Here is a 14614-nt window from a genome sequence, read left to right on the forward strand (position 1 = left end):
ACACGCGTACAGCGGCGCGCATGATGCGGGCCGATGCAGATCCCCATTCGCATGCCCGACGAGCGCCTTGCCGCCTACGTCGATGTGTACGGCCACTGGCCGGTGCCGATGGAGAACATCTCCACCTTTTCGCCGGGTCTCATCGCCTTCAACCTGTCCGGCGTGCACCTCGAAGTGAATGGCGAGGTGCGGACAGAGCCGGTCATCATGGGGATTTCGACCGAGCCGACCCATATTCGCTATACGATCGATGGCGGTGCTCTCGTTTCCCTGCGGGTCCGGTCCAGCGCTTACGACCTCTTGTTCGACATCGATCCCAGCGCCCAAAGCGGTATCGTGGCCATGGATCCGGAACGCCATCCCCGCCTGGCGCAGGTCCACGCGGCGCTGAAAGCAGCCCCGCCCACGGTCGAGGGCTGGTTTGAAGCGCTGGATAGGGCCCTGCTCGACCTCCTGCCGCTCGCCAAGCCATCGGGCCTGGTCGGCAGGATGATCGAGACGAGCATCGAGACAGATGGCACTCTTGGAGTGGCCGAGATGGCCGACCGGCTTGGTTGCACGGTCCGCACGCTCGAAAGGGCGTGCAAGCGGCGCTTCGGGCGTTCGCCGAAGCGTTTGCTGAGGGGGCATCGCCTCAGCCTCACCATGCAACGGGAGGCGTTGGCGGACGAGCGCGTCGAGCTGATGCCCGATTTCGCCTATGCCGATCTGCCGCATTATCTCAACGAGATGCGCAAGATGACAGGTTTGAACCGCAAGCAGATGAGCGATGCGAAGCTGCTCGGCAACGACTTTCCCTATGCCTATCTCTGGCCCGACGGGTCGGTGGCCGCAACGCCGGAGGACCAGGAGCGATGGCACGCGGAAATGCAGCGCCGCTATCGCACCAATCCGGGCTAGTCAGCCTCCTGATCGCGATCGACTTCCCAAGTGACGTGACTGTGCTGGACTCGGCCTCGCCGCGGTTCTAGAGAATTTGCATCCCCGGGGAGCCATGAGGCTGAGAGGGCGGTTGAAGTCCGCCGACCCGTCGAACCTGAACCGATTAGCATCGGCGGAGGGAGTGGAGCGGCGCCAGAATACCGCTCTTCCTCCGCCTTATGGAGAGAGCACGCATGGCCGACATCAATAGCAAATTCGACATCGGCGTCACCACCGGACCCATTCGCGGCAGCCGCAAGGTCCACGTCGGCGCCAAGTCGGGCAGCGGGGTGCGGGTTGCCATGCGCGAGATCGACCTCGAGGGCGGCGAGCCCAGCGTGCGCGTCTACGACACCTCCGGCCCCTACACCGATCCCGATGCCACCATCGACATCCGCCAAGGCCTCGAACAGAAGCGCCGGGAGTGGATCCTCGCCCGCCGCGATGTCGAGGAATATGACGCACGCGAAGTGAAGCCCGAAGACAACGGCCAGCTTGGTCCGGATCGCAGCGGCGGCGTCCCCGGCTTCCCCAATGTCGCGAAAAAGGTGCTGCGCGCCAAGCCCGGCATGAACGTCAGCCAGATGCACTACGCCCGCCGCGGCATCATCACGCCCGAGATGGAGTATGTGGCGGAACGCGAGAACCTCGGCCGCGAAATGCTGCGCGAGGAAGCCGCCCGCCTCACTGCGCGCAACGATGGCCAACCTTGGGGCGCCGAGCTCCCCGACTACGTCACCCCGGAATTCGTCCGCGAGGAGGTGGCACGCGGCCGCGCGATCATCCCCAGCAACATCAACCACCCCGAGACCGAGCCGATGGCAATCGGGCGCAACTTCCTCGTCAAGATCAACGCCAATATCGGCAACTCCGCCGTGGCCTCCGACGTGGCGAGCGAAGTCGACAAGATGGTCTGGTCGATCCGCTGGGGAGCCGACACGGTGATGGACCTCTCCACGGGGCGCAACATTCACGACACGCGCGAATGGATCATCCGCAACTCGCCCGTCCCCATCGGCACCGTGCCGATCTACCAGGCGCTCGAAAAGGTCGGCGGCATTGCCGAGGACCTGACCTGGGAAATCTTCCGCGACACGCTGATCGAACAGGCCGAACAGGGCGTCGACTATTTCACCATCCACGCCGGCGTCCGCCTGCCCTATGTCCCAATGACCGCCAAGCGCGTCACCGGCATCGTCTCGCGCGGCGGCTCGATCATGGCGAAATGGTGCCTCGCGCATCACAAGGAGAGCTTCCTCTACGAGCGCTTCGACGAGATCACCGAGATCATGAAGGCCTATGACATCGCCTATTCGCTGGGCGACGGCTTGCGCCCCGGCTCCATCGCCGACGCAAACGACGAAGCCCAGTTCGCCGAGCTCTACACGCTGGGCGAGCTGACCAAGCGCGCCTGGGAGCAGGACGTGCAGGTGATGATCGAAGGCCCCGGCCACGTGCCGATGCACAAGATCAAGGAGAACATGGACAAGCAGCTGGAAGCCTGCGGCGAAGCGCCCTTCTACACGCTTGGCCCCCTCGTCACCGATATCGCGCCGGGTTACGACCACATTACCAGCGGCATCGGCGCGGCGCAGATCGGCTGGTACGGCACCGCCATGCTCTGCTACGTCACGCCCAAGGAACACCTCGGCCTGCCCGACCGCGACGATGTGAAAGTGGGCGTGGTGACCTACAAGCTCGCCGCCCACGCCGCCGACCTTGCCAAGGGCCACCCCGCCGCCAAGGTCCGCGACGACGCGCTCTCCAAGGCCCGCTTCGAATTCCGCTGGCGCGACCAGTTCAACCTCAGCCTCGACCCCGACACGGCCGAGCAATACCACGACCAGACCCTCCCCGCAGAAGGCGCCAAGACCGCCCACTTCTGCTCCATGTGCGGCCCGAAATTCTGCTCGATGAAGATCACGCAGGAAGTGCGCGACTTCGCGGCGAAGCAGAACTCGGACAGCTACCTCGCGAGTGAGAACATCAAGCGCGAGACCTCAGCCGAAGAAGCCGCGGAAGCGGAGAAGGGCATGGAGGAGATGAGCGAGGTGTACCGCGAGAAGGGCGAGAAGTTGTATTTGCCGGAGCAATCGTGAGGAAACTCCGCTCTACCATCGCAGCCGCGCTCGCGCTGATCGCGGCTCCGGCTGCAGGCCAGGCGGGTGAGGCTGAGCCGCCGAGCTACACCGATCCTCTCCCGTCCGAGCCGAGGGACATCGTGGCCGCTTTCCTTCGCGATCACACCGCGTGGAACGCGTTCGCACGGGAGCATTACGACCGGACGGGCGATTACACTGTGCCCGAAACCGCCTACCGCCGCCTGATCGATCTCTACTGCGGCCCGCAAAAACCCCACCAGGGAATCGTGTTCAGCAGCAATGCCCGCTACGATGCGCAGCGGTCCGAAATCCTCGAAGAACGCGAGGAAGATGGCCGCCGCATCGTCACCATCCGGCACACGGGCGCCAACGACTTCGTGACGGTGCACCACTTCGCTTTCTTGAAGGGCGACGGGCGCTGGCGGCTCGAAGAGCTCTATTATTACGACGACTACGGAGAAGAATGGCTGCCCAGCCTGTGAAGGGGACGGGACGCGACTTCGCGGCGTAGCAGAACTCGGACAGCTATCTCGCGAGCGAGAGCATCAAGCGCGAGACCTCAGGGGAAGGGGCCGAGGAAGCGGAGAAGGGCATGGAGGGAGTCGGAACGCTCCCTCGGAGCGCGAGACGTGCAAAGCACAAATGAGCGAGAATTACCGCGAGTAAGGTGAGAAGTTGTATTTGCCGGAGGGGTGAGGCCTTTACTTTATCGTAGTATTAGTTAGCCCATCCTCTCGAATAGAGAGAGGGGTTTCTAAATGGCGGGGCGAATAAAAATACGGGGTCTGAGGAACGTTAGCTCGTTGGATTTCGACTTGCCTGAGCGAGGGGTGTGGTTGCTCACGGCAAGCAATGGTGGCGGTAAGACGTCGCTTCTGGCGTGCATTAGACGTATTGGTCACTCTAACGCATTTCAGCTTCACTTTCCCGCCTCACTTCAATCTGATCGACTAGATAACCATTTGCAGGGAAGCATTACGTATGAAGTGGACGGTGAAGAAGTAGAATACGCCTATCGCGGTGAGCGTTGGACGCCGCGCCCCAGGGCAAACTCTGTTGTGCTTGACGAGTTTGGATACCCCGAAGTGACCTATATTGGCGCGACAGCCGACCGGATCACCCCGCGACCGGACGATTTTGACCCCTCCCGAGTGAGAGCAGTGCCTCAGGAAATCATTCGGGCCGCCAACGAAATTTTTGAAACTGAGAAATTCAATAATCTTCGAAAAATCAATCTTACACGTGGGACAGGCAATGATGCGTTCGTGATGTCTCTTGGCGGAACTCCGCAGAAGTATCATTCAGAACGCCACTTTAGCCTTGGCGAATTGTGCATCTTGAAGCTTCTGAAATTACTGCGAGATGTTCGGAGTCGTTCTCTCATCTTGATTGATGAGTTGGAAATGGCCCTGCATCCGCGGGCACAGGTGCGTTTACTACGCTATCTCGAGCAGCAAGCGCGAAATAAACGTCTGTGTGTAATCTTCTCCACCCATTCGGTGACGCTTCTCAAATCAATTGATCGTCGTAGGATTATCTATCTTGAAAGCGACGGCGCTGGAAATATCGAACCAGTAGTCGGTTGTTTTCCCACTTACGCGATCGGAAACATCTCATCTGATGAGGAGGTGGTTCCAGATGCAATCTATTATGTAGAAGATGATTTCGGAAGGGATGTCGCAAGAGCATTTTTTGCTCGGTATGCGGATGAGCGGTTTGAGGATCCCAATGCTCGTCCTACGGTCCGTTTTTCTCCAATTGGCGGCTTTGTTCAAACAGTTAAATTCTTGGGTGAAAGTCGAGCTAGCTTGCCCGACCACTGTCGCCAGCATGCTTTACTGGACGCCGACGTTTCAGATGAAACTTTGCAGCAATGGCAGAGAAATGAAAATCATCGCATGCTAGCTGACTTTCAGGACCTTCAGGGCCACATCCACTTCCTGCCCTGGACGCCCGAGAATGGTATAGTCGAGCACGCTCTCGCAGATCTCGCTGGATTTGAACGTGCCTTGAGAAGAAAATTCAACGACAATCGCATTCGAATTCGGGACACCATTCAGCAATTCGACGATACCACGCAAGGTCCACAGAGGAGAGCTTCTGCAAAAAATGCTTGCTCTGCTCTGATTGATTATATTTCTGACCGTGTGAATCGGCCCCGTGAGCGGGTGCAGGAAGAAGTGGCGGAAACGTTTGCTTTGTCAGCTTGGGAGGAGAACAGAGCGGAATTCTTGGCCTTATTCGGCCGGACACTAAGTTAGGCTGGGCCCCTCCGGCACTGGCTTTTCCACTAGCGCCCTGACACCGCTCGGCGTGGTGTGGCCGGCGACTATCTCGTGATAGCCAATGCCCGCTTTGCGAACTTTTGTTGTCCTATCGCTGTGCTGCTTAAGGACGGACTTCCTTCTTCACGGTATCGCGCATGGGGGTAGGGCGGTAGTATGAATCCCGATCTCCTCAAGCGCCTAGAGCAGGCCCTGTTTGGCCAGAAGCTTGTGACGAATTCCATGCGCGGAGTCTTGGTCGAAGCAATGCTGGCTCAGGTTCTCGAGCCTGAATGGCGATGGTGCTCGGCCGATTGGGCTTCGCATGATTTCGAGAATGCCGATGGTGTGCGGCTGGAGGTCAAGCAGTCAGCCGCGCTGCAAAGTTGGCATCGCCCAGACGACAGTCCCAGCCGTGGCAGTTTCGATATCGCACCGCGTACGGGACGCTACGAAGGCGCACGCTGGCTCGATGAGCCGGGCCGGGTGGCGCAAATCTATGTCTTCGCTTGGCACCCGATTGCCGACCATGACCTCGCCGATCATCGCGAACCGTCGCAATGGCAGTTTTTCGCGGTGAGGGCGGACGACCTTCCAGACCAAAAGACCATCGCACGATCGAGGGTCGCCGCGCTCGCCAAGCCTTGCTCGATCGATCAGGTTGCCGCTGAAGTTAGCGCCCTGCTCGGATAACGCCCCGAACTTTCCTACTCCGCAAGAATCTGCCCTATTATTGCGGATGAGCACCCGGCAAAGCCTTAAGCTGTCTCTCCCCAGCACTCGTCACGGGGCTCGGCCGTCCGGCGCAGCAGACCTTTGCTCCCCCCATTGTGTCAACTTCGCGCCGCACCCCCAGAACCGCACAATCATGCGGGTTTGCGCCCGAAAGTGCCGGGTGACAGGGTGTCGCCTTTGTCGCCTTCGCTCCGCCCTCCTGCGGCGGCGGGCCGGCACGCCCTACTTGACGGGACGGGGCCGGAGGGGGAAACTCGCGTGATGACCCAGACCGAAACCAACCGCGCGCTCATCACCAAGGCCTACGACGGACTGGCGAAGGGCGATCCGACGCATTTCACCGCCCTGTTCGACGAAAATATCGAATGGCGTGTCATGGGCTCGTCCGCCTGGTCGAAACATCTGAAGGGCCTGGAGGCGGTGGAGCGCGACCTCGTCGGGCCGCTCTTCGCGCGGATCGACGGGCCCTATCTCACCACGGCAGAACTGATCCTCGCCGATGGCGACCGCGTGGCCGTGATCGCCAAGGGCAATGCGGCCACGGTCGACGGCGCGCGCTACGACAACGACTATTGCTTCGTCTTCCGCCTGGAGGACGGCAAGATCGTCGAAGTGCGCGAGTATATGGACACGATCCTGGCCGACGCGGCACTAGGGGCGGGCTAGGCACGGCTTTCGATTACAGGTGTAGACATAGCGGTGGGGTGACGCTACCCCGTGAGCAGTTTCGATTGCTTGCGAGGGGTTCCAGAAGTGCCGAAAACGATATTGGCCAGCGCGCTGCTGGCCCACGCAGCGCTCGCGGTCGCACTTCCCGCAACGGCATCGGCCCGGGCGGAGACCGACGGGGAAAACCGCTCGGTCGAAGCGGGCGGCGCCCATGACGAAAGGATCGCGGCGATAGAGCAGGGCCTGCGTCCCGCTCTCGGAGCGAAGGGCGAGCCGGGTCCGGTCTGGACGCTGGCGGAAAGGATGGCGCACCACCGCGTGCCCGCCATCAGCATAGCGGTGGCGATCGACGGCAAGCTGGCCTGGGCGAGGGCTTACGGGGTGGCGCAAGCGGGGGGCAGCGAGGCGGTCGACACCGACACGCTGTTCCAGGCCGCGTCCCTGTCGAAACCCGTCGCGGCGCTCGCGGCGCTGACGCTGGTCGACGAGGGAAGGGTCGATCTCGATGCGCCGGTGAACGACTATCTCTCCTCCTGGAAAATCCCGCAGAACGCCTTCACCGCGCAGCGCCCCGTCACCTTGCGCCACCTGCTGTCGCATCGCGCAGGGACGACCGTCCACGGGTTCCGGGGCTACGATATTGCGGAGGTCTATCCGTCGAGCGAACAGGTCCTGACGGGAGCGGCGCCCGCCAACACCCAGCCCATCGTGGTGAACAAGATGCCGGGTGAGAGCCGCCGCTATTCGGGTGGCGGGTACCAGATCGTCCAGCTCCTGATCGAGGATGTCGCGACAACCCCTTTCGCGGATTACGTGACAACCCATGTCCTCGAACCCGCCGGATTGTCGCTCAGCAATTACGATTACGTGCAGCGCAGCGACAATGTGGCGCGGGGGCACCGGGGCAAGGCGTCGCAGGCGATGGGTGGGCACGGCTATTACGCCTATCCCGAAATGGCGGCGGCCGGGCTGTGGACGACGCCGAGCGAGCTTGTGCTGCTCGGCGGCAAGGTGGCCGATGCGCGATGGAAATCCGCAGGGTTGGTCTCGAAAGAGTTGGCGAACCAGCTGGTCCCGGACAGCGCGGATGATCCGGGTCTCGGCTTCGGGCTAAACGCGCCCGGCGACGGGATCGTCTTCGTCCACAACGGGCATAATCCCGGATACAGTGCGCGCTGGTTCAACTATGCCGACGGCAGGGCGAGCGTGGCGATCCTCACCAATTCCGATACCGGAGGCGACCTGATCCGCGAGGTGGCGAGCGCGATCGGTCACGTCTACGGCTGGAGGCAGGACGCGTTCGAGGAGCGGGAAACGCTCGCCGTTCCCTCAGGCTGGCTAGACGCGGTTTCGGGCGGATATGCCTTCGATAGAGAAGCGGCCTCCCCGTTCGTCGAGATCGAGGTTGAAGACGGCAAGCTGTGGATCGAGGGCGAGCTCGCCGAGCGTTCACCCTTCTACGCCACCTCGCGAACTGAGTTCTTCATCCCGTCGGGCTTGAACTTCACTATCGAGCTTGGTCCCGACGGAGACGTGGAGGCGCTCGATATCGAAGGCGAGATACGCCTCGTGAAGCTGGACTGATCCTTACGGCTCGTTTGCCGGTTGCTCGGTCTTGCGCACCAGGCTCCAGTCGTAGCCCAATTCCTTCACCCGCTGCTCCAGCAGGGTGCGGGTCGCAGTGTCGGGTTGCGGCTCGCGGGTAAGCATCCACAGGTAGCGGCCACTCGATTCGCCCACGATGGACCAGGGGTAAAGGTCGTCGGCGCCTTGCTCCCCGCGGTCGAGAACCCAGTAGTCGCCATAGAATGGGCCGAAGAAGCTGACCTTCAGCTTGGCGCCCGCGCTGTCCTCCACGATCTTGGCCTTGCCGGTCGACTGGTCGAATTCACCGTCGAGGCTGTCCCTGTAACAGGAATTGACGACCTTGATCTTGCCGTCGTCACGCAGGGAATATTCCGCCGTCACGCCTTCGCACCCTTCCTGGAACGGCGCTTCGTAGCGGGCGTATTCGTACCACTTGCCGAGATAGGCTTGCGTCTCGATGGGTTTTGCCGGTTGCGGGACGCTGGCATTGCCGACAGGGCCGGGCCTGCCGACGCAGGCGGCGATGAGGGCAAGGGCCGGGGCGAGTAGCAGGGAGCGAATGGGTGTCATGGCCGATATAATCGTGCCATTTTCCTCCGGTTCCCGACAGCGCGGAGGTCAGGGCTTCAGTTCGCCCTGCTCGCGCCCTTCCCACCATGCGATGCGGCGGGGGCTGACCTCGATCAGGATTAGCCCGTCGGTATCGAGCCCGTTTTCGAACCATTTTTCGAGGTCCTTGACCCAGTGTTTCTCCAGCGCAGCGCGATCGCGATGGAGCTTGCCGGTGCCCTGGACCGAGCAGTAGAATTCACCGCTGGTGTAGGTGGCACCGCATTCGTCGGAACGCTTGAGGTCGTCGTCAATCCGTCCGTCATCGGTGGCGAAATGAAAAGTAGTGCCGTCGCTCTCGCTCACGTCCTTGTTGTTCGACATGGGCCGCGCGGCAATCGCGCCCTCTTCCCCCGTCTTGGTGACCAGCATGGCGACATCGATGGATTTGAGTTTTTCGGCGATCTGGGCAAGCGAACGGTCGGACATGGGGTTCTCCGGCTGGGGGGATAATGCCAAGTCAACGGGTGGATCTGCGATTGGTGCCCGGCCGCGCGGATGCATGCGATTGTGCTGGAAAGCGCTGTAAAAGCACCCATATCGATAAGTGAGGCGGGTTAGAGAGAGAACACAAAGGAGCTTACCCATGCAGGTCCAGTTCAATTCCGACAGTTCGGTAATGGGCACGGAAAACGTCGCAGAACGCATTGAAGCCAGCGTGCGTGACAAGCTCGCAAGGTTCGAGGACCGGCTCACACGGGTGGAGATCCATGTGCGTGACGAGAACGGGCCAAAGCACGGAGCCGACGACAAGGCCTGCATGATCGAGGCGAGGCCCCGGGGCGGTAAGCCCATCGGGGTCACCGAACACGCATCCAAGGTCGACGATGCGGCCAGCAAGGCTGCGCGCACGCTCGCCCAGCGGCTCGAAAGGCAGTTCGGCAAGGCTGAGCGGCACGGTCACGATGCGCGTCCCGACAAGGTTCTGTAATTAAATTAGGCGTTTCAGCGAGGGCATGATAGTGCGCCCTCGCTGACGTCGAAATTTGCGACGGACTTCGGATTTTGAGGACCGCCGCCTGCCTTTCTCCAAGGGCCCCGGCGTAAACCAGACGACGTTTTCCTTTCATCGGACGATTTGACGCACGACCCCCGCGGCACGTTGCTGCGCGGGTAAATACGTTCTTGAAAGGAACACCCAATGGCCAAGACCGGCACCGTAAAATTCTTCAACACCGACAAGGGCTACGGCTTCATCCAGCCCGACGACGGCTCACCCGACAGCTTCGTCCACATCACCGCTGTGCAGGCCGCCGGCATGCAGACGCTCGACAAGGACCAGCGGGTCAATTTCGAAGTCGAACAGGGTCGCAACGGCAAGGAAAGCGCCGTGAACCTCTCGGCCGCCGACTAACGCTCGACGACATTCTCGCGCGTCGCAAAGGATCAAACCTTTTTGCGACGCGCGGTACTTTTCAATTTGTCGTTGGAGCCAGACCAGATGAGCCAGACTTACGAATTCTACGCGGCGCGGGCACGCGAAGCAGCCGCCGAAGCAAAAGCCGCTACCCTGGACAATGTGCGCGACAGGGCACTCCGGTCCGAGGCCACGTGGCTCGGCCTTGCGCAGCAAGCTCGCGCTGTGGCGAGCAGACGTGAGAAGATAGAACGAGAGAAGGCTGCAGAACGAGAAGCAGCTGAGCTCAATTAGCGCGCCGGCCCACCGCGAAACTTGCGACCTGGCCACCAGTCGGGGTCGAACCATTGGCACTGCAGGTCCGGGCGCGCATCGGCCAAGGCCATGAACCCGTCGAAAGTGGAAACGGCTTTGGCACAATCGAGTAGCTTGAGCTGCCGACACGTGATCAGCGGCGACAGGTCCTTGTCCTTCACCGACGCGCTGACAAGCGACAGCTTCTTGAAAACGAAGCCATCGAGCGGGTCCAGGCTTTCGAGTTTCTGGGTAGTGTTTATGGATCCGTCGAGAGCGAGGCTTTCAAGCCTGTCTTTAAGCGGATGCATCCACCTGAGATTGTATAGATGTTTGGCATTCTCGATCGCCAGGTGCTTCAGGCCGAATAGCTTCGTAAGCGGTGTGAAGTCCGAGATGTTTCTCGGAGAGTCGACTTTAAGCTTCTCTAGCCTCCTCAGCTTGGTAAGCCCTTGAAGGGTCTCGGCCGTGACGGGCCAGGACAACTCAAGTTCTTCGAGTTTTTCCAATTGGCAAATCTCGTCAAGGTAATCCTGGTTGACCGCTCCTGCCACGAGGATTCGCAATTCGGTCCTGGTGGAAATTCCCCGGAAGGAATTGTTCTTTCGATGGTGCACCCCGACACGAGATGCCGGGCCTATCCCGAGCTGATCGCTGAATTCGTCGCGTTCCATTAGCCCTCCGCATTCCCCAAGGCTTAATTCGCATTCCCGGTTCCAGATACACGATGATCGCAATCGATCAGCCGATTCTGTTCAATTCGTCGATAGAAATGCTCATCTCGCCACATTCCCGACAAAATCGGAACAACCCTGTATTCCTCTTCGTTTGTTCTGCGAAGCGCCAGTCGGGTGGGCCGGCTGTTTTTGCGCTGTAAAAGCATACAAAGGGTACACACATGAAAAAGCTGACTATTGCTCTCGCTTCTGCCGCCTCGCTCGCGATCGCCGCGTGCGCCGAAGAACCGTCCGACAATGCGGGTTATGATGACAATGCCGCTGCCGACCAGATGACGAATGACGACATGGCCCCGGGCACGATCGTCGAAGTTGCACAGGGTGATGAAACCTTCTCGACGCTGGTTAGCGCCGTGACCGCGGCCAACCTCGGCGAAACGCTGTCGGGCGAAGGTCCCTACACCGTGTTTGCGCCGACGAATGATGCGTTTGCCAAGATTCCGGAAGCAACGCTGACCGAGCTGACGACCAACGATACCGAAACGCTCGGCAACATCCTGACGTATCACGTCGTGGAAGGTAACGTCGACGCCGCTACGCTGACGCAGGCGATCACCGATGCAGGTGAAGGCGGCTACACCATCAACACCGTGAACGGCGGTACGCTGACTGCCAATGTGGTGGACGGTAATGTGGTGCTGACCGACGCTGCCGGAGGCACGTCGACCGTGACTTCGACCGATGTCGCCGCATCGAATGGCGTGATCCACGTGATCGATACGGTCCTGATGCCTCAGTAAGCTGAGGCTTCCATTCCAAACTAAGAAGGCGGCCCTGCGATGGGCCGCCTTTTTCATGTACAGTGATAAGAAGAAGAGCCTTAGTACCGCCTGTCTTCCAGGGCGGCCGCGACATCGATCGACTTGGCGTTGCCGATCCGCACCTCGCCCGAGTTTGCCTGGATCGCAGCGGGCTCCGGCTGCGCAGGAGTAACGGCATGCGTCTGTTCGGGAGGCTGCTGCTGCGGAACATACCCCGCCGACATCTGCTGCGATCGATCTGCGTTCAGGTCGCTGTGAGCCAAACGCTCGACATCCGCGTCGGAATAATACTGCTCGACACTTGCAAGCGTAGCCTGCTCCTGGCGGTTGGCCCGGAGCATGGAACGTGCGTGAGCGGTGTCCCGATACCGGCCATGCAGTGCAAGTTCGGCAACCGGAATCGTTCCTTCGTCGGTCTGTAGCGGGTATTGGTTCGGTGGCCGCTCGGAGGCTTGGCGCGGTGTTTGAGGCACGAATGCAACCTGCGCTTCGGGCAAGCTATCCTGCGAAGAGCGCGCAATGATCGGGCTGTCGCCGATAGCACTACCGCCGACCGCGCCACCGACTGCCACGACTGCCGCGGCGACTAGGAGGTGGGGACTGATCTTCATGCAAAAACAACAAAACGCCCCCCCGATGGGTTCCCGCAGGCGAGGCTTGGCCTGCTGGAGTGTTTCCTCCACCTTCGCTAACGTCCGTCCTGGATATTGAGGGAGCGATTGATGGTCAGTTTGCGCGCGCGTGTTTTCGAATTTGTCCTGCCCTTGCTCGGGATCAAGCGCTTCTTTTCCCAGCCCGACAAGATGGACAAGAGGATTGCCAAGATGCGCCGGGCAAAATCGCCCCGCCCCTCAAAGAGTGCGCACAGCGACTTCGTGATTAGTGAGGACACAAGCAGAGGCTACCCGCTTGTCACGCTGGACCCCCGCGAGACCGGCGAAAAATCGGGTCTTCATCTCCTGTATTTTCACGGCGGCGGTTACGTCATGGATATCGCCGCGCTGCATTGGGACGCGATCGTTAAGCTCTGCAGTCTCGCCGGGGCATCGGCGAGCGTTCCGATCTATCCTTTAGCGCCGGAAGTCACCGTCCAGACCACGCTCCCGGCAATGCGGGCCTTGTACGACGAGCTGGCGCAGAAATATGGCGCCGGGAATATCGCAATTGCGGGCGATAGCGCCGGCGGCGGCATGGCGCTGGCGCTGGCACAGGATCTCGCCAAGGACGGCGAGACGCTGCCGAATTCCCTCACGCTGTTCTCGCCATGGGTGGATGCCAGCGCGTCTGGCGAAGGATTGGCCGCGATCGACCCTTATGATAAAATGCTCTCGCCCCAGGGGCTGGAAGCGTGCGGCAGGCGGTATGCGGGCGGGCTGGACCTCGAAGACACAAGGCTTAGCCCCCTGTTCGGAAATCTGGACGATTTGCCGCCCACCGCCATTTTCGTCGGCACGCGCGACATCCTGCTGGTCGATGCCCGCCGCCTGCGTGACAGGATGGAAGCCGCCGGAAACCCGCCTGCGCTTTATCGAGAAGCGGATCGCATGCAGCATGTCTGGATGATACTGCCGATACCCGAAGGCGCCGCAGCGCTTGAGGAAGCGGCGTCGTTCATGCGGAAAATGCACAAGGAAGCTGCGCAGTGAAAACCATACCCACCCTTCTATCGCTCGCATTCCTGGCCGGGTGCGGGGCTGGAAACAGCGAGATCGAAGACGCCGAGGCCTTCTCCGGGATTGCGGATGACGAGACCGTCAGCCTCGCGGGGACAGAACCTTTCTGGAGCGTCGAGGTCGAGGGCGATGAAGCTATTTTCAGCAGTCCCGAAAACCTTGAAGGTACCAGTTTCCCGGTCGAACGTTTCGCGGGTCTCAACGGGATCAGCTTCTCGGGCCGCCTGGAGGGCGAGAGCTTCGATGCGATGGTGACACCCGGGGATTGTTCCGACGGGATGAGCGATCGCACCTATCCCTATACGGTCACGATTTCATGGGGGGCGGATCAACTGGTCGGGTGCGGCTACACAGACAGGCAGCCGTTTTCCGGGCCCGAAATGCCTTGATCGCGCGGAATTGCGAAAGCTTTTCGGAACCGAACGCCGGATAGAAAGCTGACGAAGAATGCGTGAAATTCCAAGCTATCCGAAGTGGCTCGGCCTGGCAGGCCTATTGCCGCAAATGGCCTGCGTGGCAATCGTCCTGTTCGGTCCCGAGGCTTGGCACGATGCGGCTCGGGGGATCGCTGCTGTCTACGCCGCCCTCATCCTGAGCTTCCTTGGAGGCATGTGGTGGGGCATGGCGGCGGGTGCACCCGCTGCCGAAAGGCGCAGCGCTTTGGGCTGGATCTGGATCGCGGCCGTTACGCCCAGCCTCTTCGCCCTTGCTAGCCTTGCCCCGATGGTTGTCGGGTCGAGCACGCCGGAACCGACTCTGGTCATGCTGGGCGCTGCACTCCTGATCAGTCTCGGCGTGGACGAACGTCTCGGCCGACTGGCGCCGCCATGGTGGATGCAGCTGCGGGTGCCGTTATCCGTGCTGCTCGGATCGGCTACGATCGCAACTGCGCTGGCGTAACACCC

17 protein-coding genes and 1 riboswitch are annotated in these 14614 nt (G+C 60.9%); of the genes, 13 read left to right on the forward strand and 4 right to left on the reverse strand.

Going from position 1 to position 14614, the window contains the following annotated elements; genetic code table 11:
* Positions 1–33: 33 nt before the first annotated feature.
* From LCM24_RS07945 to LCM24_RS07975, 7 genes are all read left to right on the forward strand, one after another.
* Positions 34–900 carry an AraC family transcriptional regulator gene (locus LCM24_RS07945; protein ID WP_224803549.1) on the forward strand — a complete coding sequence of 289 codons (867 nt, stop codon included), beginning with the start codon at positions 34–36 and terminating at the stop codon, positions 898–900.
* Between the two features lie 75 nt (positions 901–975).
* Positions 976–1081: riboswitch (TPP riboswitch) on the forward strand.
* A gap of 34 nt (positions 1082–1115) precedes the next feature.
* A complete protein-coding gene (gene thiC, locus LCM24_RS07950; RefSeq protein ID WP_224803550.1) occupies positions 1116–3020 on the forward strand; it encodes a phosphomethylpyrimidine synthase ThiC in 1905 nt (634 codons plus the stop codon).
* On the forward strand, positions 3017–3505 hold the full coding sequence (locus LCM24_RS07955) for a hypothetical protein (protein ID WP_224803551.1): 489 nt from the start codon (positions 3017–3019) through the stop codon (positions 3503–3505). Before thiC ends, LCM24_RS07955 begins: the two co-directional genes overlap by 4 nt.
* Positions 3506–3826: 321 nt before the next feature.
* The gene (locus tag LCM24_RS07960) at positions 3827–5284 is read left to right on the forward strand and encodes an AAA family ATPase (protein WP_224803552.1); all 1458 of its coding nucleotides are present in this window, start codon (positions 3827–3829) and stop codon (positions 5282–5284) included.
* A gap of 180 nt (positions 5285–5464) precedes the next feature.
* Positions 5465–5980, forward strand: a complete 516-nt coding sequence (locus tag LCM24_RS07965; RefSeq protein ID WP_224803553.1) for a hypothetical protein — start codon at positions 5465–5467, stop codon at positions 5978–5980.
* Positions 5981–6283: 303 nt separating this feature from the next.
* Complete coding sequence (locus tag LCM24_RS07970; protein ID WP_224803554.1) at positions 6284–6688, forward strand: nuclear transport factor 2 family protein; 405 nt, start codon at positions 6284–6286, stop codon at positions 6686–6688.
* A 102-nt stretch (positions 6689–6790) separates the two neighbouring features.
* Positions 6791–8275 carry a serine hydrolase domain-containing protein gene (locus LCM24_RS07975; protein ID WP_224803555.1) on the forward strand — a complete coding sequence of 495 codons (1485 nt, stop codon included), beginning with the start codon at positions 6791–6793 and terminating at the stop codon, positions 8273–8275.
* Between the two features lie 3 nt (positions 8276–8278).
* Here the strand turns inward: LCM24_RS07975 and LCM24_RS07980 are convergent, their stop codons facing one another.
* Positions 8279–8848 carry a lipocalin family protein gene (locus tag LCM24_RS07980; protein ID WP_224803556.1) on the reverse strand — a complete coding sequence of 190 codons (570 nt, stop codon included), beginning with the start codon at positions 8846–8848 and terminating at the stop codon, positions 8279–8281.
* Between the two features lie 48 nt (positions 8849–8896).
* Positions 8897–9316 (reverse strand): pyridoxamine 5'-phosphate oxidase family protein, encoded by a 420-nt coding sequence (locus tag LCM24_RS07985; protein WP_224803557.1) that lies wholly within the window; start codon positions 9314–9316, stop codon positions 8897–8899.
* A 157-nt stretch (positions 9317–9473) separates the two neighbouring features.
* Here LCM24_RS07985 and LCM24_RS07990 point away from each other — a divergent pair, with 157 nt between their 5' ends.
* Together LCM24_RS07990 and LCM24_RS07995 are read left to right on the forward strand one after the other, a co-directional pair.
* Positions 9474–9818, forward strand: a complete 345-nt coding sequence (locus tag LCM24_RS07990; protein ID WP_090477610.1) for an HPF/RaiA family ribosome-associated protein — start codon at positions 9474–9476, stop codon at positions 9816–9818.
* Positions 9819–10028: 210 nt separating this feature from the next.
* Positions 10029–10241, forward strand: coding sequence for a cold-shock protein (locus LCM24_RS07995; protein WP_224803558.1), 213 nt, complete (start codon positions 10029–10031; stop codon positions 10239–10241).
* A 293-nt stretch (positions 10242–10534) separates the two neighbouring features.
* On the opposite strand, the gene LCM24_RS08000 is transcribed toward LCM24_RS07995, so the two are convergent.
* A complete protein-coding gene (locus LCM24_RS08000) occupies positions 10535–11212 on the reverse strand; it encodes a hypothetical protein (protein ID WP_224803559.1) in 678 nt (225 codons plus the stop codon).
* Positions 11213–11436: 224 nt separating this feature from the next.
* Here LCM24_RS08000 and LCM24_RS08005 point away from each other — a divergent pair, with 224 nt between their 5' ends.
* Positions 11437–12015, forward strand: a complete 579-nt coding sequence (locus LCM24_RS08005; protein ID WP_224803560.1) for a fasciclin domain-containing protein — start codon at positions 11437–11439, stop codon at positions 12013–12015.
* Positions 12016–12095: 80 nt separating this feature from the next.
* Here the strand turns inward: LCM24_RS08005 and LCM24_RS08010 are convergent, their stop codons facing one another.
* Complete coding sequence (locus LCM24_RS08010) at positions 12096–12647, reverse strand: hypothetical protein (RefSeq protein ID WP_224803561.1); 552 nt, start codon at positions 12645–12647, stop codon at positions 12096–12098.
* Positions 12648–12758: 111 nt separating this feature from the next.
* Between LCM24_RS08010 and LCM24_RS08015 the strand changes: the two genes are divergently transcribed.
* The 3 genes from LCM24_RS08015 to LCM24_RS08025 are packed head-to-tail and all read left to right on the forward strand — an operon-like array spanning position 12759 to position 14609.
* The gene (locus LCM24_RS08015; protein ID WP_224803562.1) at positions 12759–13682 is read left to right on the forward strand and encodes an alpha/beta hydrolase fold domain-containing protein; all 924 of its coding nucleotides are present in this window, start codon (positions 12759–12761) and stop codon (positions 13680–13682) included.
* Complete coding sequence (locus LCM24_RS08020) at positions 13679–14098, forward strand: COG3650 family protein (RefSeq protein ID WP_224803563.1); 420 nt, start codon at positions 13679–13681, stop codon at positions 14096–14098. The genes LCM24_RS08015 and LCM24_RS08020 overlap by 4 nt, the downstream gene beginning before the upstream one ends.
* A 58-nt stretch (positions 14099–14156) precedes the next feature.
* Positions 14157–14609: a DUF3429 domain-containing protein gene (locus LCM24_RS08025; RefSeq protein ID WP_224803564.1), complete on the forward strand. Its 453-nt coding sequence runs from the start codon at positions 14157–14159 to the stop codon at positions 14607–14609.
* Positions 14610–14614: the final 5 nt, after the last annotated feature.

It is taken from the genome of Qipengyuania aquimaris (assembly GCF_020171965.1).
GTDB lineage: Bacteria > Pseudomonadota > Alphaproteobacteria > Sphingomonadales > Sphingomonadaceae > Qipengyuania > Qipengyuania aquimaris_A.

What these genes read in the sequence shown, in the direction of transcription:
- LCM24_RS08000 (WP_224803559.1), bottom strand. Translation starts at nt 11,212, where the DNA reads ATGGAACGCGACGAATTCAGCGATCAGCTCGGGATAGGCCCGGCATCT.
- LCM24_RS08010 (WP_224803561.1), bottom strand. Translation starts at nt 12,647, where the DNA reads ATGAAGATCAGTCCCCACCTCCTAGTCGCCGCGGCAGTCGTGGCAGTC.
- LCM24_RS07995 (WP_224803558.1), top strand. Translation starts at nt 10,029, where the DNA reads ATGGCCAAGACCGGCACCGTAAAATTCTTCAACACCGACAAGGGCTAC.
- LCM24_RS08005 (WP_224803560.1), top strand. Translation starts at nt 11,437, where the DNA reads ATGAAAAAGCTGACTATTGCTCTCGCTTCTGCCGCCTCGCTCGCGATC.
- LCM24_RS07970 (WP_224803554.1), top strand. Translation starts at nt 6,284, where the DNA reads ATGACCCAGACCGAAACCAACCGCGCGCTCATCACCAAGGCCTACGAC.
- LCM24_RS07945 (WP_224803549.1), top strand. Translation starts at nt 34, where the DNA reads ATGCAGATCCCCATTCGCATGCCCGACGAGCGCCTTGCCGCCTACGTC.
- LCM24_RS07990 (WP_090477610.1), top strand. Translation starts at nt 9,474, where the DNA reads ATGCAGGTCCAGTTCAATTCCGACAGTTCGGTAATGGGCACGGAAAAC.
- LCM24_RS08015 (WP_224803562.1), top strand. Translation starts at nt 12,759, where the DNA reads ATGGTCAGTTTGCGCGCGCGTGTTTTCGAATTTGTCCTGCCCTTGCTC.
- LCM24_RS07965 (WP_224803553.1), top strand. Translation starts at nt 5,465, where the DNA reads ATGAATCCCGATCTCCTCAAGCGCCTAGAGCAGGCCCTGTTTGGCCAG.
- LCM24_RS07980 (WP_224803556.1), bottom strand. Translation starts at nt 8,848, where the DNA reads ATGACACCCATTCGCTCCCTGCTACTCGCCCCGGCCCTTGCCCTCATC.
- LCM24_RS07985 (WP_224803557.1), bottom strand. Translation starts at nt 9,316, where the DNA reads ATGTCCGACCGTTCGCTTGCCCAGATCGCCGAAAAACTCAAATCCATC.
- thiC (WP_224803550.1), top strand. Translation starts at nt 1,116, where the DNA reads ATGGCCGACATCAATAGCAAATTCGACATCGGCGTCACCACCGGACCC.
- LCM24_RS08025 (WP_224803564.1), top strand. Translation starts at nt 14,157, where the DNA reads ATGCGTGAAATTCCAAGCTATCCGAAGTGGCTCGGCCTGGCAGGCCTA.